Here is a 19771-nt window from a genome sequence, read left to right on the forward strand (position 1 = left end):
TTTCACGCCTTTCTCGAGCTGTCGCCGCTCCGCTTCAGTTTCACCCTCTAGGGTTTCCACCAACTTGAATGGCGTTGTTTTCTAGCATTCAATAAAACCTAAGTTACAAAGGTAAATAAACAATGTAACCGGTTTGGTGAGAACACTTGCGTAGGAGTCGTGATGGCTGAGTCCTCTGTCGGTCAGGGCGTCAAGGTGGACGCCGAAGCGCAACGCCGCTTCAGGAATGCGTTGGCGATGTTTGCAACAGGCGTCGCCGTGATTACCGCGCCGCGCGAAGAAGGGGTGCCGGTCGGCATCACGGTGGCGTCCTTCAACTCGGTATCGCTGGACCCGCCGCTGGTGCTGTTCTCGGTGGACCGCCGCTGCCTGAGCCTGGGCGACCTGCGCACCGCGCGGTGCTATGCGGTCAATGTGCTGGCCGAAGCGCAGCAGGATATCTCGAACCGCTTCGCCAGGGCGAACTCCGGCAAGTGGGAAGGCATCGACTTCGGTGACGGCGAAGGGGACAGCCATGTGCTGCTGCCGGACGCGCTCGCCACCTTCGAGTGCGAACCCTATGCCCAGCATGACGGCGGCGATCACGTGATCTTTATTGGGCGGGTGGTCCGCCACCAGGCCCGCCAGGACGGCCGGCCGCTCATCTTCTTTGGCGGCAATTACCGGGCATTGGAAGACAGCCCGACCGCCGCTTGAATCCACAAGAACGGACAGTCATCACAGGAGAACGACATGATCAAGACCGGTAACCAGCACATCGCGATGCTGCGCGATGGCCGCGAGGTGTACCTGGACGGCAAGCGGGTGACGGACGTCACCAGCCACCCGGCCTTCCGCAACTCGATTCGTAGCTACGCCAATCTTTATGACTTCCAGGCGCAGCCCGGCAATGTCGACAAGATGACCTTCCAGCCGGCGGGTACCGACCGGCGCGTCAGCCGGATCTGGGAGCTGCCGACCAGCTACAACGAACTGGTCGAGCGCCGCCAGATGCTGGAAGCCTGGACCGAGCTGCACTACGGCTTCATGGGCCGATCGCCCGACCACGTGGCCTCTTGCATCTCGGGCATGTACATGGGCATCGATGTCTTTGAGCAGGCCGATCCGGCACGCGCCGGCGCGCTGCGCGACTACTACCGCTATGCCCGCGACAACGACCTGTTCCTCACCTATGTGATCGTCAACCCGCAGGCCAACCAGTCCAAGTCCGCGCACGAGCAGGAAGACAAGTACCTGGCGGTGGGCATCGTCGACCAGGACGCGGAAGGCATCACCGTGCGTGGCGCCAAGATGCTGGCCACCAGCGGCATCATGGCCAACGAAGTCTTCTGCAGCTGCATCCAGCCGCTGCGCGAGGGCGACGAGATGTATGCGCTGTCCTTCGCGGTGCCGATGAACACCAAGGGGCTGAAGGTGATGTCGCGCAAGTCGTACGAAGCCAATGCCACCTCGGTGTTCGACAACCCGCTGGCCAGCCGCTTTGACGAGAACGACGCGGTGCTCTATTTCGACGACGTCAAGGTGCCGTGGGAGCGCATCTTCGTCGCGGGCGACGTGGGCTTGTGCGCCAGGCAATTCCACGCCACGCCGGCGCACGTCTACCAGAACTACCAGTGCCAGGTGCGGCTGATGGTGAAGCTGCGCTTCCTGGTGGGCCTGGCGCACCGCATCACCGAGATCAACGGCACTAACAGCTTCCCGCAGGTCAGGGAAATGCTGGGCCAGCTGGCCGCCGAAGCGGGCATGGTCGAGGCCTGGGTCTACGGCATGGAAGCCAAGGGCCAGGTCGGCAAGCACGGCTACTTCGTGCCGGACCGCAGCATGCTGTACGGCTCGCAGGTGGTGACCCAGCAGCTTTACGGCAAGGTGCTGGCCACGCTGCGCGAGCTGGCCGGCGGCGGCATGATCATGCTGCCGTCGAGCATCGAGGATTTCGCCAATCCGTCGCTCGCCGGGATCATTGCCAAGACGCAGAAGTCGCCGGTGTGCTGCCCGGAAGAGCGTGTCAAGTTCTTCAAGCTCGCCTGGGACGCGGTCGGCTCCGAGTTTGCGTCGCGCCACAACCAGTACGAGATGTTCTACGCCGGCGCCACCTTCGTTACCAAGGGCCATGCCTATCGCACCTACGACTGGCAGAACGCATCCGGCCTGGTCGACAACATGCTCGGCAGCTATTCCCTCGAAAGCGAACTGGCCAAGCTGCCGCAGGCCGCCTGACTATCCGCACCTTTCCCAATTCCCGCCTCGAACACGGAGATCGACATGGCAATCACCAAACTTCACGACGAGTTCCACACCCTGGACCTGGAGTCCGGCTGGGAGGTCCCCCACGGCTATCCGTCGGGTATCCAGCAGAAGATCCTGTCCGGCTCGCTGGACGAGAACGGCCGCAGCGGCAGCCGTACGCGCCTGCTGCGCTTCCAGCCCGGCGTGTTCACCACCTCGCCCTTCGTGCATGAGTACTGGGAAGAGGTCTACCTGCTCAGCGGCGACCTGACCGTCGGCAACGACGCCAATGGCAAGGGCGGCGAGGCCTTCGTCCCCAACACCTACGCCTGCCGCCCGCCCGGCGCCTTCCATGGCCCCTTCAAGTCGAACGGCGGCTGCATGCTGCTGGAGATCCACTACTACGACCCGGCCTGATCATGGAAGCGACCATCGCAACCGTGCAGCGCCAGCTTGCCGCGGGCAGCGCCAACGCGCTGTCCCTGCTGGCGTCATGCGTCGAACGTATCTGCAATCCCGGCGGCGAGGGCGCGCGCGTATTCCCGCATGGCGTGAGCATGGCGGCGCGCAAGCAGGCCCAGGCCAGCGACATGCTGCGCGAGCAGGGCGTGGCCGGCCCGCTGGCCGGCGTGCCGGTGTCCGTCAAGGACCTGTTCGACGTGCAGGGCGACGTGACCCGCGCCGGCGCCCGCGTGCTGCCGGAGCGTGCGGCCAGTGCCGACGCGCCGGCCATCGCGCGCTTGCGTGCGGCGGGGGCGGTGTTTGTCGGGCGCACCAATATGACCGAGTTCGCTTACTCGGGCGTCGGCATTAATCCGCACTATGGCACGCCACGCAATCCCTACGACCGGCAGGCGGGCCGCATTCCCGGTGGCTCGTCGTCGGGGGCCGCGGTGTCGGTGACTGACGGCATGGCCCTGGCGGCGATCGGCTCGGACACCGGCGGTTCGTGCCGGATTCCGGCGGCGTTGTGCGGCATCGCTGGCTTCAAGCCCACGGCGCGCCGCGTGCCGCTGCAGGGCACGGTGCCGCTGTCGCCCAGCTATGACTCGGTGGGCTGCCTGGCTAACACCGTGGCGTGCTGCGCCGCCATTGATGCCGTGATGGCAGGTGAGGCGCCGCCCGCGGGACCGGCGCCGCTGGCCGGGCTGCGCCTGGCGGTGCCCACCGGCCTGGTGCTGGAAGGCATGTCGGACGAGGTGGCTGAGGTCTTCAGCCGCACGCTGCGCCGGCTGTCGGCGGCGGGTGCGCTGCTGCAGGACGTGAGTTTCGACAGCTGGGACCAGCTGGCCGGCATCGGCGCGAACGGCGGCCTGGTCGCCGCGGAAGCCAGTGCCTGGCACGGCAGCCTGCTGGCTGAACAGGCCGATCGCTATGACCCGCGCGTGCTGTCGCGCATTCGACTGGCTGACGGGCAGCGTGCCGCCGACTACCTGCGCATGCTGCAGCGCAGGGGCGAGTTGTGCCGGCAGGCCGATACCGAGCTGGCGGGATTCGATGCCGTGGTCCTGCCCACCGTGCCGGTCGTGGCGCCGCGCATCGTGGACCTGGACGGCGACGAAGCCTTCTTCAGCACCAACCGGCTGCTGCTGCGCAACCCGGCCATCGCCAACATGCTCGACCTGTGCGCGCTGTCGGTGCCGTGCCATCGCCTGGGCGACGCGCCGGTGGGACTGATGCTGTTCGGGCGCCACCTGTCCGACCGCAGGCTGCTGGCCATCGGCATGGGCATTGAGTCGGCATTGCGGCACGAACGGGGCTGAACCCCGGCAACAGTACAGAAGTACCCATAACTACAGTGGAGACAACAATGCCTGATATCCGTACCGGCGCCGCCTTACTGGCTTGCGCCACCCTGTTCGCGGCGACTGCTTCCGCAGCCGACCCGGCCCCCATCAGCGACGGCGTGGTCAAGATCGGTGTGCTGACCGACATGTCGTCGATCTTTTCCGACATCGGCGGCAAGGGCTCGGTGGTGGCCGCGCAGATGGCCGTGGACGATTTCGGCGGCAAGGTGCTGGGCGCCCCCATCCAGGTGGTCAGCGCCGACCACCAGAACAAGACCGACGTCGCCGCCACGCTGGCGCGCGGCTGGATCGACAACCAGAAGGTCGACGTGATCCAGGACGCGCTGCCGTCTTCGGTCGCGCTGGCCGTGTCCAACCTGGGCAAGCTCAAGCACAAGATCGTCATCGCCAGCGGTGCCGGCACCACGCGCCTGAGCAATGAAGACTGCTCGCCCTACACCATCCAGTACTCGTACGACACGTATGCCTTCGCGGCCAACACGGTCAAGGCGCTGGCCCGGCGCGGCGACAACAGCTGGTACTTCCTGACGGTGGACTACGCGCTGGGCGCGTCGCTGGAGAAGGACGGCACCGAGGCGCTGTCCAGTGTCGGAGGCACCCTGAAGGGCAAGGCCAGGCATCCGATCAACTCCGCTGACCTGTCGTCCTACCTGCTGCAGGGGCAGGCTTCGGGCGCGAAGGTGATCGGGCTGGCCAACGCAGGCGCCGACACGGTCAATGCGATCAAGACCGCCGCGGACTTCGGCATCAACACCGCGGGCAAGCAGAAGCTGGCCGGGCTGCACATGTTCATCAGCGACATCCACAGCCTGGGGCTGCAAGCCGCGCAGGGCATGACGCTGACGACATCGTTCTACTGGGACCGCGACGACGCCACGCGCGCTTGGTCGCAACGCTTCTTCGAGAAGACCGGGCGCATGCCGACCCTGGTGCATGCCGGCGTGTACTCGTCAACCACGCATTATCTGAAAGCGATCCAGGCCGCGCGCACCGACGACAGCGATGCCGTGCTGGTGCGCATGCGCGAGACCCCGGTCAACGACTTCTTCGCCAAAAACGGCACGATCCGCGCCGACGGCCTGATGGTGCACGACATGTACCTGGTCGAAGTGAAGCGGCCACAGGAGTCCAAGCGCCCCTGGGACTACTACAAGATCAAGACCGTGATCCCCGCGAGCGAAGCGTTCCGCCCGCTCAGCGCAAGCACTTGTCCGCTGGTCAGGAAGTAGGCCGATACCCCTCACCGAGGCCGGCATGCCAGCCGGCGCTCCACCTCATTGCAGAGAGCAAGCGATCATGAAGACCCTTACCTTTGATATCTACACCCGCCATGGCAAGTCGCAACGCACCGTTACCATCCACCAGCTCGTCGTGGCGGGCTGGACCGGCCGAGACGTCGAAGCCATGGAAGCCCACATCCGTGAACTGGAAGAACTGGGCGTGAAGCGCCCGCCCTATACGCCGGTGTTCTATCGCGTCGCTGCGCAACGCCTGGGGCCAGCCCCGGAAATCCAGGTCAGCGGCGAGGCCAGCAGCGGCGAAGCCGAGTTCCTTCTGGTCAGGGACGGCGATGAAATCCTGGTGGGCATTGCCTCGGACCATACCGACCGCGAAGCCGAGACCTACGGCATCACGGTGTCCAAGCAGATGTGCGAGAAGCCCTGTGCTTCGGCCCTGTGGCGCCTTTCTGAGGTGGAAGGCCACTGGGACCAGCTGGTGCTGCGCTCCTACGCCACCATCGACGGCGAACGCGTGCTGTATCAGCAGGGTCTGGTGACCGCCATGCGCTCCCCGGCGGACCTGCTTGAGCGCTTCAGCGGCCATGGCGGCCACTTTGGCGAAGGCTCCGCCATGCTGTGCGGCACGCTGCCCGCCATCGGCGGCATCCGCCCGGCCGAGCGCTTCGAGATCGAGCTGGAAGACCCGGTGCTGGGGCGCACGCTGCGCCACGCGTACGCGGTCGCGGCCCTGCCCGTCGCGGGCTGAGCATGCCGCGCTATCCCAACCGAAAAGGCAGCGCCACGGAGTCACGGCCATGCACCACGACCTGATACTAGAGACCCGCAACCTCGGCAAGGCCTTCCGTGGCTTTACCGCGGTGAGCGACGTCAACCTGCGGGTGCGCCGCGGGTCGATCCATGCCTTGATCGGCCCCAACGGCGCCGGCAAGACGACTTGCTTCAACCTGCTCACCAAGTTCCTGGGGCCGACCACTGGCACCATCCTTTTCAACGGCATCGACATCACCCGCGAGAAGCCCGCGCAGGTCGCGCGGCGCGGCGTGATCCGCTCGTTCCAGATCTCGGCGGTGTTCCCGCACATGACGGTGATGGAGAACGTGCGCATCGGGCTGCAGCGGCAACTGGGCACGACGTACCAGTTCTGGCGCAACGAGCGCTCGCTCGAGGTGATCAACGATCGCGCCATGGTACTGCTCGAACAGGTCGGCTTGACCGAGTTCGCGCACACGCTGACGGTGAACCTGCCGTACGGCCGCAAGCGCGCGCTGGAGATCGCCACTACGCTGGCGATGGAGCCCGAGCTGATGCTGCTCGACGAACCCACCCAGGGCATGGGCCACGAGGACGTGGACCGCGTCACGCAACTAATCAAGAAGGTCTCGGCGGGCCGCACCATCCTGATGGTGGAACACAACATGAGCGTGGTGTCGTCGATTGCGGACAAGATCACCGTGCTGCAGCGTGGCGCGATCCTGGCCGAAGGCCCGTATGCGGAAGTGTCGAAGGACCCGCGCGTGATGGAGGCCTACATGGGCACCGCCGATGCCGAGCTGCAAGGCGCGCACTGAACCGGGAGACCAAAGATATGACGACATCCGATACTCCCGCCCTGGAAATCAAGGACCTGCACGCCTGGTACGGCGAATCGCACATCCTGCACGGCGTGGACCTGACCGTGAACTGCGGCGAAGTGGTCACGCTGCTGGGCCGCAACGGCGCCGGCCGCACCACCACACTGCGCGCGATCATGGGCATGACTGCGGCGCGCAAGGGCTCGATCAAGGTCAAAGGCCAGGAGACCATCAGCCTGCCGACGCACAAGATTGCGCACCACGGCATCGGCTATTGCCCCGAAGAGCGGGCGATCTTCTCCAGCCTTTCATGCGAAGAGAATCTGATGCTGCCGCCGGTGCTCAAGGGCGCAGACACCAGCAAGAGCATGAGCGAGGCCGAACTCTATGAGATGTTCCCCAACCTGAAGGAGCGCCGCCAGAGCCAGGGCACGCGCCTGTCGGGCGGCGAGCAGCAGATGCTGGCGGTCGGGCGCATCCTGCGCACGGGTGCCAACCTGCTGCTGCTCGATGAAATCTCGGAAGGGTTGGCACCGGTGATCGTGCAGGCGCTTGCACGCATGATCCTTCTGCTCAAGCAGAAGGGGTACACGGTGGTGATGGTGGAGCAGAATTTCCGCTTCGCCGCGCCGCTGGCGGACCGCTTCTACGTGATGGAGCACGGCAGCATCGTCGAACGCTTCGCGGCCAGTGAGCTGCGGACCAGGATGCCGGTGCTGCATGAATTGCTGGGCGTATGAGGAGCACCCATGACCCTGTTTGAAATCCCGTTCCCGGCGCTGTTGTCGCAGTTGCTGCTGGGGTTAGTCAACGGCGCCTTCTACGCCATGCTGAGCCTGGGCCTGGCGGTCATCTTCGGGCTGTTGAACGTCATCAACTTCGCGCACGGTGCGCTCTTCATGCTGGGCGCGGTGCTGGGGTGGGCCGGCATGACCTATGCGGGGCTCAGCTACTGGGCGATACTGCTGCTGTCACCGCTGGTGGTGGCCGCGCTGGGCGTGGGGATCGAGAGGACCATGCTGCGCTGGATCTACAAGCTCGACCACATCTATGGCCTGCTGCTGACGCTGGGCATCACGCTGGTGGTCGAAGGCATCTTCCGCTCGGTCTATGGCGTGTCCGGACTGCCTTATTCCCCGCCCGAAGCGCTGCAGGGTGCCTCCGACCTTGGCTTCATGCGCTTGCCCAATTACCGCATGTGGGTGGTTGGGGCATCGCTGACGGTCTGCCTGTCGACCTGGTACGTGATCGAGAAGACCAAGGTGGGCGCCTACCTGCGCGCCGGTACCGAGAACCCCAAGGTGGTCGAGGCCTTCGGCGTCAACGTGCCGCTGATGGTGACGCTGACCTACGGCTTCGGCGTGGCGCTGGCTGCGTTTGCCGGGGTGCTGGCGGCGCCGGTCATGCAGGTATCGCCGCTGATGGGGCAGAACCTGATTATCGTCGTGTTCGCGGTGGTAGTGATCGGCGGCATGGGCTCGATCATGGGCTCGATCCTGACCGGCCTCGGGCTGGGCGTGATCGAAGGGCTGACCAAGGTGTTGTACCCGGAAGCATCGTCCACCGTTGTCTTCGTCATCATGGTGGTGGTGCTGTTGTTGCGCCCGGCAGGGCTGTTCGGAAAGGAGAAGTGATGAGCGAACAATCTATCGCCGCGATCGGCGTGCGGCAGCAGCAGGTGGCGGGGCGCCTGCAGGTTCTGTACTGCGTGGTGCTGGCGTGCCTGCTGGCCGCGCCGCTGGCCGGTGCGTATCCGCTGTTCGTGCTCAAGGTGCTGTGCTTCGCGCTGTTTGCGTGCGCCTTCAACCTGCTGATCGGGTACACCGGGCTGCTCTCGTTCGGCCATGCGGCCTTCTTCGGCGGTGCCGGCTACGCGGCCGGCCATGCGATGAAGGTCTGGGGCGTGACGCCCGAGATTGGCCTGATCCTGGGCACCGCCACGGGCGCGCTGATCGGCTACGTGGTGGGCTCGTTGGCCATCCGCCGCCAGGGTATCTACCTCTCGATGATCACGCTGGCGCTGGCGCAGATGCTGTTCTTCATCTGCCTGCAGGCGCCGTTCACCGGCGGCGAGGACGGCCTGCAGGGCATTCCGCGCGGCAAGCTGTTCGGCCTGATGTCGCTGTCGAACGACATGACGCTGTACTACGTGGCGCTGGCCATCATCGTCGCGGCCTTCGCGCTGATCGTGCGTACCGTGCATTCGCCGTTCGGCCAGATCCTCAAGGCGATCAAGGAGAACGAGCCGCGCACCATCTCGCTGGGTTACGACGTGGACCGCTTCAAGCTGATGGCCTTCGTGCTGTCGGCCGCCCTGTCCGGCCTGGCCGGTTCGATCAAGGCACTGGTGCTGGGCTTCGAGACACTGACCGATGTGCACTGGTCGATGTCCGGCATGGTCATCCTGATGACGCTGCTGGGCGGGCTCGGCACGATCACCGGCCCGATCGTAGGCGCCTTCGTGGTGGTGGCGCTGGAGAACAAGCTCGGCGAACTGGGCAGCTACCTGGGGACCGCGACGGGCATCGAGTGGTTCAATGGACTCGGGGAATCAGTGTCAATGGTGACCGGCATCATCTTCATCGTGTGCGTGCTGACCTTCCGCAAGGGCATTGTGGGCAGTCTGGGACGACGCCCTGGATGAGGCGAAACCACCCTTCCACGCCACGGATCTTTTTCCCTTCTCCCGCTTGCGGGAGAGGGGCCGGGGGAGAAGGCATCCCTCACTCAACGCGGCCTACAAGATGGGGCCGGAAGCCCGCACGCGGCTCGCGCGGGCGATCGGGGAACTGGTGTTGCGGGCGCAGGCCGAGGGTGTGGCTGCCGAACCGAGCGCCCCACAGCCAGGAGGCCGGTCGCGGTCGTCCAGGATCGTCCTTTTCCTGCGGATTTATATGGTTATGAGTCAGCCCCGAGCCCTTTGCTGGTGTGGGTTGCAGCCCATTCACCTGGCCCTATTGCGGCCATCCGAGCACTTGTCGTACAGTTTTGTCCCGGACGACACCCCGAAAAGTGTAGATGTCGGCATTTGCGTATCGCTACGTTGGCAGGTAAGAGTTGCCTGCCCGCTTTACCGAATTTGACCTGAGGCAGTTTGTTCAGCTCACCAGTGCTGACATCGCGGCAATACGGGAGCGGTTTCGGGCCGACAGGTACGCCGCGGTCGGCCTACAGCTCGTTTGGCCGTTGGACCGGTTTGCTGCCGTTCCGCGCAATCTCCTTCGGTACCTGTGTGAAGTGCATTTTCCGCCTATGATGCGCAAATGCTCGCGGCGGTCAACCGCGCAGTGTCGGCGGCCACGCTGCAGCACTGCACGAAATCCGTCCGCAGTCCGCGGGCTGACGGATCTGCAACACCTCGAGTGGATCAAGGCGCCTTCCAATTCACCAGCCTGGGCTGTCCTCGACGAGGTCATCGTTCTTTTGGCGCGGAATCTGGCGATAGCCGAATGGCGAGCCGCCTGCAGCAAAGCTACCTGGACCAGCGGCTATCGGCACCGAGCGTTCTTACAAGTCAGTGATTGGCATCGCTCTTGGCCAAGCCGCCAAATTTCGCACCAAGAAATGACCACGTGGAGGCATGTCAGGTTTCAAGCGCGGACAGCGCCGCCTCTATAAACCTACTGACTTTGGCCGATATGTATTGGCGGGTGGGGTAGGCAAGCCAAAGGCACATTTCCGGAAGCGGCGCTGCGCTCAATACTTGAATGAGGCGTCCTTGGAGTAGATCGTCCTTTACCATGAAGTCCGGCAACAGAGCTATCCCGCAATTCTCGAGCGCGAGCATTCTTAGCATGGCACTGCTGGTACTGGTATCGAGGCGGCAACTCGGTAATGCACGCACCTTTTCGGTAAAGCGGCGCAGACACAAGACTCTATGATCAATGAGATCGTGCCACTGGGTTGGAACTGGCCTGGATCCAAGATAGGTGGGGGTGCAACATGCGATGAACCGCCCGAAGGGCACACACCTACTGACGATGGATTCGCTGGTGAGCATTGTGTCCAGCGCGATGGCCATATCGTAGCCTTCTTCTACCAAGTCGATGTGGCGGTCGACGATCGAGATGTCGAGTGATACCTCCGGAAAGTGGTAAGTAAAGTCTGAGAAGACCCTCGGCAAAATGGTGAGCGCGAGGGTGGAAGGCAGCGCGACCCTGAGCACGCCACTGGGGCGGATGTGGTCTTTTACTGCAACTTCATCAGCCTGCGCTACAGCATCGAGGATCACCTGGCAACGTTGGGCGTAGTCTAGTCCAATGTCTGTCGGCGTGACGCTACGTGTACTGCGTTGCAGCAGGCGAGACCGGAGCCGGCTCTCCAGGCTGGCAACCGCGCGGGTCGCCGTGGCAGGCGAGATGTCAAGTGCGCGAGCAGCGGCCGCGAACGAAGCATTCTCCACTACCTGCACAAAGATGCGCATGCTGAAAAGTCGATCCAATTTCTGTGTCCAAGGATTGTTTCAGGGCGTGAAACGCCATATGGGCGTTCCCAATCTGGTCGCATTGCGGTCGGGTCGCTACTGTTGTGAGTATCGAAACTGCGTATTTGACTGCCAGCGACTGCTGGCGGTTAGGAAAGGAGTGAACATGAAGAATCGAACCGGCTTGCTGGGCACACTTATGCTCGTTGTCCCGGTCATATTCCCCGCCGTTGCTGCGGAGAGTCAGCCGACATGCGGTGCTACCCAGGTCGTGACCCGGGCGCAAGTGCAGCGGGAACTGGCTGAGGCAGTGTCGCAGGGGCGCGTCGTAACGGAGAACAACTACCCAGAGATCTTCCTGAAGCCTGCCGCTGTCCGGTGAGCGGATGTGGCATAGAGGGCGGCGGGATGATTCACCAAGGCTCACCGGGCATCCGCTTGTGCGGATGCCCCGGGTCAGTCCATGCTCGCCCGTGCGAAGAATCAGGGATGCCACCAGGGCGGCTCACCGCTGCCCTCGAGATATTCCCCTTGCTTCGTAATAAAGGTGCGAAGTTCGTGCTTCGGAGCGAACCCATTCGCCAGCGCGTGTCCGAGCCAGTCCAGTGAGGCTGTCAGCCATTCATCGGACTGTGGACCGATCGGGTGGAACTCATACTGGTAAATCCACAGTTCCTTGGGGCCGCGCAGCTTTTCATACACACCAATGCTGGAGTCCAGCGTTGTCAGTTCGTCATTCTCGCCAGTGATGATTAGATACGGAATGTCGACCTTGGGGGCGATCTCTTCGAGCGTCATGGCCTTCGATAGCGCCTGAATTTCCTCCGTATTGGTAATGCCGGTCATAAACATCAGGTTTGCCATGAAACTGGGCTGTGCCTGATTGAGCAGCACGTACTTGTCGCCCAGGTTCGACATATTGGCGGCGATGGCACGAATGCGCGGTTCGACTGCGGCAGCACGAGTTGCCCACCAGGATCCCATGCTGGATCCCATGATCACGATTCGCTCGGGGTCAATAGCCGGGTGTGCGGACAGCCAATCGATCACCGCAGTAATGGCTCGATCATAGTTATCGAGCGACATTTTCAGGCCCCTGGTCAGGCTCTCGCCCTGACCTGGACCGTCGAGCGCAAAGGCTGCCCAACCGCGGGGGAGGATCCGCTGCTCCATCAGCTTATGCCAGTCCTCCTTAAACATATCCATGCCTGGCAGCATGATCACGCAGGGTAGTTTCTCGGCGTTGGGGGGCATTTCCAGAATCCCATGCAGGTGGTGACCCTCGAAAGGCAGGGCAACCCGCTCGATAGGGTGGTCGGCGAACGCGATCACCTTTTCAAAGGACTCAACCACCTTCTCGAGGTATCGCATCCGGCGAGGGTCGTCGCCGAGGATCGAGTAATGCGTGCGTGCGTATAGCAGCGTGGCGCGCTCATATAGCCGACGCGCCGTCCGGCTGAAGCCGCGTTCCTCCCAATGCCGGGCACGATGCTCAATCTCCCTGGCGGCCGCGCTCCACGCGGAAGGGAGCATCGAGCCCGCCTTGACCGGCCCGAATACCCGCTTCAGGTCAGTCGAGTCGTAGCCAATCTGCTCGAAGATCGCGCCGGCGTCCGGGTGAAGGACATCCAGTCCACCGACAGCGAGGAACGCGTCGAGCACCCAACGCTGGCCTTTTCGCATTGCATCCATTGGTTTCTCCTGTGAGTTTGGGCAGAATATAGATTGATATCAGTGATCACGCAATAGAAAGTTGTCGCCTCATAAAGATGCTCTATAAGACACTAAATGGCGGCGACATACCGAAAATTTGCCCAAAGTTGCATGGTTTTGCTGTTCGCCTCGTATACCCTAGTTGATATCTGTGATCACTAAAACGATAGTATCAACACGCAGGCCGTGCTTGGTGCCTGACCGCCAAAAGGGGAGAACAGATGTCACGTCAAAGGCTTCGGATGGTGCTGGCCGCGTTGGTCGCCAGCGTGTTCAACGGGTCGCTGATGGCGGCGCAACCCGCGCCACTGCGCGTGGGGTTGCTGACCGTCAAGACAGGTGTTGCCGCGGGGATCGGGCAACAGATGCAGGACGGTTTCGAATACCTGCTGCAAGAGCGGGGCGGAAAGCTCGCCGGCCGCGAGGTCGAGCTTGTGGTGGCCGATACTGCGGCGTCGCCGGCAGTCGCGAAGGCGAAGTTCCTGCAACTGACTGAGCGCGATCGTGTGGATGTTGTGGTCGGCCCGCTAGCTGCCTTCGAGGCCGTTGCCATTCGCGACGATATCGCGCGGGCGAAGGTCCCAGTCATTCTCAGTTCCGCCGCGGCGGAAGACCTGACCCAGCGCAAGGCGGACCCCTGGATGGTGCGAAGCTCGTCGACTTCAGCGCAGGCCATGCATCCGTTTGGCGAGTACGCCGCCAATACCCTCAAGTACCGGCGCATCGCGGTCGTTGCGGAGGACCTCTCCTTCTCCCATGAAACGGTAGCTGGATTCCAGCGGACCTTCGAGGAGGCCGGCGGGAAGATTGTCCAAAAGCTGTGGGCGCCATTCAACGCCACGGATTTCGCGACCGTGATCGCGCAGATTCGCCCGAACGTTGACGCGGTTCTGATCAATTTCTCTGGCGGCAATGCAGCGCGCTTCCTGAAGCAGTACCGCGACTACGGGCTCAAGCAGAAGATTCCCTTGCTGGCGGGGATGAATACGGTCGATGAATCCCTGCTTGAGAAGATGGGCGACGAGGCCCTCGGCATCGTCTCCGCCGGTTGGTATAGCGGTGCCATCGCCACGCCCGCCAACGACCGCTATGTCGCGGGTTTTCGCAAGCAGTACCACATCGCGCCAGGCTTCTATGCAACCGGTGGCTACAGCGCAGGGCTGATTCTCGAGCAGGCACTGCAAACGGGTGGCCCAACCACGCTGTCGGGCCGAGCCCTTGCCGACGCGATGCATGCGGTTCGCATATCGCAAAGCCCTCGCGGTCCGCTAACGCTGGATCGCCTCGGGAACCCAGTGGTGACCGTCTACATCCGCAAGGTTGCGCGGGTCGACGGCAAGCTGGTCAACACGGTCGTCCGTGAATACCCGGGTGTCACCCAGTTCTGGACGTATGACCCGTCTGCGTTCCTGGCCAGTCCTGTCTATTCGCGGGACTACCCACCATCACGCAACCTCGACTGATGCGGCAAGGATTCATCATGTCTACGTTTCTGATCCAGACGCTCAATGGGCTGACCTTCGCTTCAGTGCTGTTTCTGATGGCGGCGGGCTTCACGCTGATCTTCGGTCTGATGAGCATCCCCAACATGGCACACGGAGCGCTGTTCATGCTGGGGGGCTACCTTTGTGTCACGTTAGTCGATGCAGGACTGCCGTTCGCGCTTGCCGCGCTGGGTTGCGCCATCGTCGTCGGCATTCTCGGCATCATGCTGGAGCGCGCGATCTTGCAGCGGATTGCGCATAACGAGCTGGCGCAGGTGCTGGCAACTCTCGGGATGGCATTCGTCATTGCCGACAGCTGCAAGACCGTCTGGGGCGGCATGCCGCTGGAGGTCGCGGTGCCGCCACGCTTCACGGGTGTGGTGTCCCTTGGCGAGCTGACCTTTCCCATATATCGACTGTTCGTCATGGCACTTGCCGTGGTGACCGCGGTGGCTCTGGACCTTTCGCTGTCCCGGACGCTGATCGGCGCCCGATTGCGCGCGGCCGTTGAGGATCGGGCCATGGCCCGTGCCGTCGGAATTCGCGTCGACCGACTCTTCATGACGATCTTCTTCGCCGGCGCGGCACTCGTTGGCATTGGCGGCGCGATTGGCGCACCAATCCTGTCGGTATTTCCTGGGCTCGATATGGAGGTACTTCCGCTGGTGCTGATCGTCGTCGTGCTGGGGGGCACGGGGAGTATTCCCGGCGCAATGCTCGGAAGCCTAATCACAGGCCTGGTCCATAGCTTCGGGCAGTCGCTTGTGCCGGAGATGTCATACGTGCTTTTGTTCGTGCCGATGATCGTCGTGCTGGCGTATCGGCCCCAGGGATTGTTCGGGAGGGTTGCAGCATGAAGATCCTTACTTCGTTCGCCGGCCCTTGCCTTGCTGGTGCACTGGTCCTGATGCTGCCGCTGGCGAGCGATTCGCCTTTCTACCTGGACATGGCGGTCCACATCATGCTCGCCGCCTTGGTTGCAACCAGTCTTAATCTGCTTCTTGGGCTGGGAGGATTGCTGTCGTTCGCACAATCGGCGCTAGCGGGGGCGGCCGCCTATGGGGTAGCCATCGCCGGCCAGCACACTGGGCTGGGGCCCTGGATGCTCGCATCCATTGCAGTGGGCGCCGCCGTAGCACTCTCGGTAGTTGTCGGGATTCTTGCGCTGCGAACCAGTGGACTTAGTATCGGCATGATCACGCTGGCCATTGCCCAGGTGCTGTGGGGTGTAGCCATGCACTGGGGCAGCGTGACGGGTGGTGAGAATGGCATGACTGGAATTGCCAGGCCCGCGCTGCCGTGGGTGGATACGGGCAATCCCATCGTTTGGTTTGAGTTTGTGGCGGTCTGCTTTCTCGCGATGCTATGCCTGGTACAAAGGTTCATGCACTCGCAACTCGGCCGCTGTCTGGACGGCACGAGATCGCAGCCGCGCCGGATGTCGGCCCTGGGTTTTGATGTCTGGCGTATTCGACTGCTCACCTTCGCGTTTGCCGGACTGGTAGCCGCGATTGCAGGTGTGCTGCTTGCTTTTCACCAGCAATTCATCAGTCCCCACGCGCTATCGCTTGGCGAAACCGCAGAAAGCTTGCTGATGGTCATAGTCGGCGGCCCTGCGACGCTGCTCGGACCTGTGGTCGGTGCAGGGATCGTTGTCGGCTTTCGCGTACTGGTAAGCGGCTATATCGAGAGCTGGCCAACGTTCCTGGGCCTGCTGCTCATTGCTGTGGTGCTGTTTGTTCCCGCAGGGATCGTGCCCGGTCTGGCTTCTCTCCTTCGTAGCAGGAGCATTCGATGATCCACTCCACAGTCCTATCGGTGGGCACGCATGCCGCCGCTTCGGGGGTCTCTGTCGACGGCAGCTCGACTGCGATCGGCCTTGTTGACCTGTCTATCTCGTTCGGTGCCCTGCGCGTCGTGGATGGTGTAAATCTGACGATACGGCGGGGGGAGCGCAGGCTCCTCCTAGGGCCGAATGGCGCCGGAAAGACAACCTTGCTGAATCTGATCGCGGGCGACCTGCGTGCCACGCGCGGCCGTATCTCGCTGCTTGGACAAGATGTCACAGCCAAGCCTACGCATGCCCGGGCGCGCATGGGCGTGGGGAGGACCTATCAGATACTCACGCCCTTTCGCGACAAGACGCTGTTGAAAAACGTGCTGATGTCGCTGACTGGGGGACCGACCACACGTTCGGCCGCCCGCTTGAGTCCTTGGAAGCGTTTCGGCGGCTCAGCGCTCGAGGCTGAGGCCCGTGCCGTGCTAGCTCGTGTGGACCTCGAGGTCCGCGCCGAGACGCCCGTGCACGCCTGCTCGTACGGAGAACTGCGGCGGCTGGAGATTGCTATGGCCCTGGCACAGCAGCCCAGCATCCTGCTCCTGGACGAGCCGCTGGCAGGGCTGTCGGGAGCTGAGCGCGTGGGCGTTGCCAAACTGCTGTCGCACCTGCCGAAGGCTCTGACGATTGTGATGGTCGAGCACGACATGGATGTGGCACTTGCCTTTGCCGAGTCCATAACGGTGTTGCAGAGCGGCCGCGTCGTCGTTGATGGGGACAAGCGCTCTGTCCTGGCCGACCCGCGCACGCAGGAGATATACCTTGGCCACTAATACCATTCCCGCACTTGCGCTGTCCGGCGTCACCTCGGGCTACGACACAAGTGAAATCCTGCAGGACGTTTCGCTGACCGTTCGCCCTGGTACCGTGCTTGCGCTGCTGGGCCGAAACGGCGCGGGCAAGACAACCTGCATCCATACGGTCATGGGCATGGTCCCAGCGTATCGAGGAGCCATTCAGTTGTTCGGCGAGAACATCGTCACGTTGCCGGTTGACAGCATTGTCCGACGCGGCGTGGCACTGGTTCCGCAAGGGCGTCGCCTTTTCTCGCCCCTGTCGGTACGCGAAAACCTGACCGTTGCCAGGACCGCCGACGCTGCCCATGCAGGTCCGCCCTGGACTATCGCGCAGATTGTGGAGATGTTTCCACGACTAGGGGAACGAATCCATCAGCGTGCCGGAACGCTTTCCGGTGGCGAACAGCAGATGCTGGCAATCGGCCGGGCGCTGATGAGCCGCCCGCGCGTGCTGCTGATGGATGAGCCCACGGAAGGGCTTTCTCCCCAAATGATTGCTGAAGTCTCGGCGATTGTTGCGCGGCTGCGGGAGGCTGGCCTGTCGATCCTGCTCGTCGAGCAGAACAGCAAGATTGCACTTTCGGTCGCTGACGATGTGGCGGTTCTCGTCAGTGGACGCGTCGCATATACGGATTGCGCGACGGAACTGGCTGGCCAGCCGGTACTGATAGAGCGCTTCCTGGGCGTCGCGTCGGCAGAAGCACCGGGCGCTGGCCTGATGAGTTACGCATAGCGACAACGCGTTCCCGAGGCTGGCAAGGGGAGCCGGCATTGCATTGGAATGCTTTTTTTGGAGGAGACACATGAAGTGGAATCAGGAAGTGGCAGTCGTGCAGTCAATGCGAGGCGTGGCCTATCGACAGCGGCGCAGGCAGGGAGTCAGGCGAATCGGGATAGCGCTGGCTGCTATCGGTATGGGCTTTGGTGGATCCGCCCGCGCAAGCCTGAACCTATATGGCGTGCTCGACGTCGGTTTGAACTATCGATCGGTGGCCGGCGTGGATCCGTCCACGGGGCGCGCAGCTGGTGCGCTGGCACTCGCCTCCGGGAATGAGTTGACCAGTCGTTGGGGTCTCATCGGCCTTGAAGACATTGGCGAGGGGTACAAGATTGCGTTCAAGCTGGAGAGTGGCTTCGCGGCGGATACCGGCGTGGCCAATGCGTCTGTTCCATTTCCTCACGATAATGGATCGCTGTTCGACCGTGGGGCAACCATCGGCGTAGTTGCGCCGTGGGGGACAGTGCGCTTGGGGCGCAATTGGTCGTCATTCTTCGATGGCATCTCGGCCGGTGATGCTACGGGGTACATGAACTTCGGGTCGCTCGCGAACGCGACCTTCCAGAATTCCTCGAATATCAAACCGAGCGAAGGGTTTCCCGGCATTGCCTCAGGTACAAACAGCGCTGTCAATGGTGGCCTGATGTACACGTGGGTCAACAAGTCGATCAAGTACATGCTGCCGGATGAGTTCTATGGATTCAGCGGTGGCATCACCTATGGCTTTGGTGGTACCCCGGGCAGCTTCTCGAACAAGTCTACGTTGACGGCCAACCTGAACTGGACCGATGGAAGACTGGGCTTCGCGTCGGGATATTTCGATGGCAAGGATCCAACGGGGCAGACCAACGATCCCTGGATGCGCGCCTATACCATTGGCGTTACCTATACCTGGAGAGCGCTTAAGACTGGGGTGAACTTTGCCAAATTCAAGAATCCGACCACCGGAGCGGACCAGAATTACTACTACGTCGGAGCTGCCTATCAAGCGACACCTGCGTGGCGCCTGACTGCCGACTGGCTGCACCTCCAGGACAAGCAGGTCAGCGAGGCCGGCGCAGACCTCTACAAGATCGGGGCTGGCTACGCGTTCTCGAAGCGCACCACCTTGTATGTCGACGTGGCGTACTCAAATAACAAGCCCAAGGGAATGTTGGGTGCGGGGAGTAACACGAGCATCCTCGCCAGCCCTGCGACGATCGGCCACAATCAGCTGGCGGTGGGCGCTGGTATCCGCACGCTGTTTTAGTACCACCACAGTCTGGCCGACCCTTCCATGGCATGGCCAGCTGCCCCTTGCATCGGCTGCGCCGGAGGAATTCCTCCGGCGCAAGTCATCAGGAGCCGCTGGGCTCCCGGACCGGCAGCGCTGTCTTGTACACCACCCGGCGCAGCGCTAACGAGGTACTGATGTCACTGACACCTTCAATGGTCGTCAGTTGCGTCATGACGAATCGCTCGATACCCGCAATATCCGCTGCCACGACACGGAGCATGTAGTCGAAGCTGCCGGTCATCAAATTGCACTCCATCACCTCATCGAGCTTCGCGATGGCCGCTTCAAAGCGCGCCAGCCTGGCTTCCGTCTTCTTTTCGATCGCCACTTGCACATATGCGCTGACGGGAAAGCCTGCTTTCTCCTGATTCAGCAGCGTGACATAGCCTTCGATGATTCCCTCTTCTTCCAGCAGCCGGATACGCCGATAGAAGGGGGACGGCGAGAGACCAACTCGCTCCGCCAGTTCATTGGCCCGAACCCGCGCGTCGCGCTGAAGTTGGGCAAGGATACGCACATCGGTACGGTCAAAACGCATTTGGCACACCTGGAGGTATTTCGAAACAAAGATCAGCGGAACGTGCTAATTGGAGTCAAATCTTTGAGTCAGTTTGGCA

General features: G+C 62.6%; 20 protein-coding genes and 1 pseudogene. 18 read left to right on the plus strand and 3 right to left on the minus strand.

The window, feature by feature from the left end; all coding sequences use genetic code 11:
* Nucleotides 1–162 precede the first annotated feature (162 nt).
* From RM96_RS07200 to RM96_RS38495, 11 genes and pseudogenes are all read left to right on the plus strand, one after another.
* Nucleotides 163–696 (plus strand): flavin reductase family protein, encoded by a 534-nt coding sequence (locus RM96_RS07200; RefSeq protein WP_039009271.1) that lies wholly within the window; start codon nt 163–165, stop codon nt 694–696.
* A 36-nt stretch (nt 697–732) separates the two neighbouring features.
* Nucleotides 733–2217 (plus strand): 4-hydroxyphenylacetate 3-hydroxylase family protein, encoded by a 1485-nt coding sequence (locus tag RM96_RS07205; RefSeq protein ID WP_039009273.1) that lies wholly within the window; start codon nt 733–735, stop codon nt 2215–2217.
* A 45-nt stretch (nt 2218–2262) separates the two neighbouring features.
* Nucleotides 2263–2643 carry a cupin domain-containing protein gene (locus RM96_RS07210; protein WP_039009275.1) on the plus strand — a complete coding sequence of 127 codons (381 nt, stop codon included), beginning with the start codon at nt 2263–2265 and terminating at the stop codon, nt 2641–2643.
* Nucleotides 2644–2645: 2 nt separating this feature from the next.
* Entirely contained in the window at nt 2646–3989 is a 1344-nt protein-coding gene (locus RM96_RS07215) for an amidase (RefSeq protein WP_039009277.1), read from the plus strand.
* A 47-nt stretch (nt 3990–4036) separates the two neighbouring features.
* Nucleotides 4037–5263 (plus strand): ABC transporter substrate-binding protein, encoded by a 1227-nt coding sequence (locus RM96_RS07220; protein ID WP_039009278.1) that lies wholly within the window; start codon nt 4037–4039, stop codon nt 5261–5263.
* Between the two features lie 67 nt (nt 5264–5330).
* Nucleotides 5331–6020, plus strand: a complete 690-nt coding sequence (locus tag RM96_RS07225; RefSeq protein ID WP_039009281.1) for a DUF2848 domain-containing protein — start codon at nt 5331–5333, stop codon at nt 6018–6020.
* Nucleotides 6021–6069: 49 nt separating this feature from the next.
* The gene (locus RM96_RS07230) at nt 6070–6843 is read left to right on the plus strand and encodes an ABC transporter ATP-binding protein (protein ID WP_039009283.1); all 774 of its coding nucleotides are present in this window, start codon (nt 6070–6072) and stop codon (nt 6841–6843) included.
* Nucleotides 6844–6860: 17 nt separating this feature from the next.
* Nucleotides 6861–7586, plus strand: a complete 726-nt coding sequence (locus RM96_RS07235; RefSeq protein WP_039009284.1) for an ABC transporter ATP-binding protein — start codon at nt 6861–6863, stop codon at nt 7584–7586.
* A gap of 9 nt (nt 7587–7595) precedes the next feature.
* Nucleotides 7596–8480 carry a branched-chain amino acid ABC transporter permease gene (locus RM96_RS07240; RefSeq protein WP_039009286.1) on the plus strand — a complete coding sequence of 295 codons (885 nt, stop codon included), beginning with the start codon at nt 7596–7598 and terminating at the stop codon, nt 8478–8480.
* Nucleotides 8480–9490 carry a branched-chain amino acid ABC transporter permease gene (locus tag RM96_RS07245; protein WP_039009288.1) on the plus strand — a complete coding sequence of 337 codons (1011 nt, stop codon included), beginning with the start codon at nt 8480–8482 and terminating at the stop codon, nt 9488–9490. Before RM96_RS07240 ends, RM96_RS07245 begins: the two co-directional genes overlap by 1 nt.
* Before the next feature lie 413 nt (nt 9491–9903).
* Nucleotides 9904–10299, plus strand: a pseudogene (locus RM96_RS38495) (hypothetical protein); the annotation flags it as partial.
* Nucleotides 10300–10429: 130 nt separating this feature from the next.
* Here the strand turns inward: RM96_RS38495 and RM96_RS07250 are convergent.
* Nucleotides 10430–11287, minus strand: a complete 858-nt coding sequence (locus RM96_RS07250; protein ID WP_238587126.1) for a LysR family transcriptional regulator — start codon at nt 11285–11287, stop codon at nt 10430–10432.
* A gap of 148 nt (nt 11288–11435) precedes the next feature.
* Here RM96_RS07250 and RM96_RS39285 point away from each other — a divergent pair, with 148 nt between their 5' ends.
* Complete coding sequence (locus RM96_RS39285; protein WP_039009290.1) at nt 11436–11651, plus strand: DUF4148 domain-containing protein; 216 nt, start codon at nt 11436–11438, stop codon at nt 11649–11651.
* A gap of 101 nt (nt 11652–11752) precedes the next feature.
* Here the strand turns inward: RM96_RS39285 and RM96_RS07260 are convergent, their stop codons facing one another.
* Nucleotides 11753–12961, minus strand: a complete 1209-nt coding sequence (locus RM96_RS07260) for an alpha/beta hydrolase family protein (RefSeq protein WP_039009292.1) — start codon at nt 12959–12961, stop codon at nt 11753–11755.
* A gap of 263 nt (nt 12962–13224) precedes the next feature.
* On the opposite strand from RM96_RS07260, the gene RM96_RS07265 reads away from it, so the two are divergent.
* The 6 genes from RM96_RS07265 (at nt 13225) to RM96_RS07290 (ending at nt 19127) form a co-directional block, all read left to right on the plus strand.
* The gene (locus RM96_RS07265) at nt 13225–14445 is read left to right on the plus strand and encodes an ABC transporter substrate-binding protein (protein WP_238587127.1); all 1221 of its coding nucleotides are present in this window, start codon (nt 13225–13227) and stop codon (nt 14443–14445) included.
* Nucleotides 14445–15323: a branched-chain amino acid ABC transporter permease gene (locus tag RM96_RS07270; protein ID WP_238587128.1), complete on the plus strand. Its 879-nt coding sequence runs from the start codon at nt 14445–14447 to the stop codon at nt 15321–15323. The genes RM96_RS07265 and RM96_RS07270 overlap by 1 nt, the downstream gene beginning before the upstream one ends.
* A complete protein-coding gene (locus tag RM96_RS07275) occupies nt 15320–16264 on the plus strand; it encodes a branched-chain amino acid ABC transporter permease (RefSeq protein ID WP_039009296.1) in 945 nt (314 codons plus the stop codon). The genes RM96_RS07270 and RM96_RS07275 overlap by 4 nt, the downstream gene beginning before the upstream one ends.
* Entirely contained in the window at nt 16261–17076 is an 816-nt protein-coding gene (locus tag RM96_RS07280) for an ABC transporter ATP-binding protein (RefSeq protein ID WP_082016447.1), read from the plus strand. The genes RM96_RS07275 and RM96_RS07280 overlap by 4 nt, the downstream gene beginning before the upstream one ends.
* Entirely contained in the window at nt 17066–17833 is a 768-nt protein-coding gene (locus RM96_RS07285; RefSeq protein ID WP_052279362.1) for an ABC transporter ATP-binding protein, read from the plus strand. Before RM96_RS07280 ends, RM96_RS07285 begins: the two co-directional genes overlap by 11 nt.
* A 70-nt stretch (nt 17834–17903) precedes the next feature.
* Nucleotides 17904–19127 (plus strand): porin, encoded by a 1224-nt coding sequence (locus RM96_RS07290; RefSeq protein WP_039009298.1) that lies wholly within the window; start codon nt 17904–17906, stop codon nt 19125–19127.
* Nucleotides 19128–19215: 88 nt separating this feature from the next.
* Here the strand turns inward: RM96_RS07290 and RM96_RS07295 are convergent, their stop codons facing one another.
* Nucleotides 19216–19692 (minus strand): Lrp/AsnC family transcriptional regulator, encoded by a 477-nt coding sequence (locus RM96_RS07295; RefSeq protein WP_039009300.1) that lies wholly within the window; start codon nt 19690–19692, stop codon nt 19216–19218.
* Between the last annotated feature and the right edge of the window lie 79 nt (nt 19693–19771).

This window comes from Cupriavidus sp. IDO, from assembly GCF_000812465.1.
Taxonomy (GTDB): domain Bacteria; phylum Pseudomonadota; class Gammaproteobacteria; order Burkholderiales; family Burkholderiaceae; genus Cupriavidus.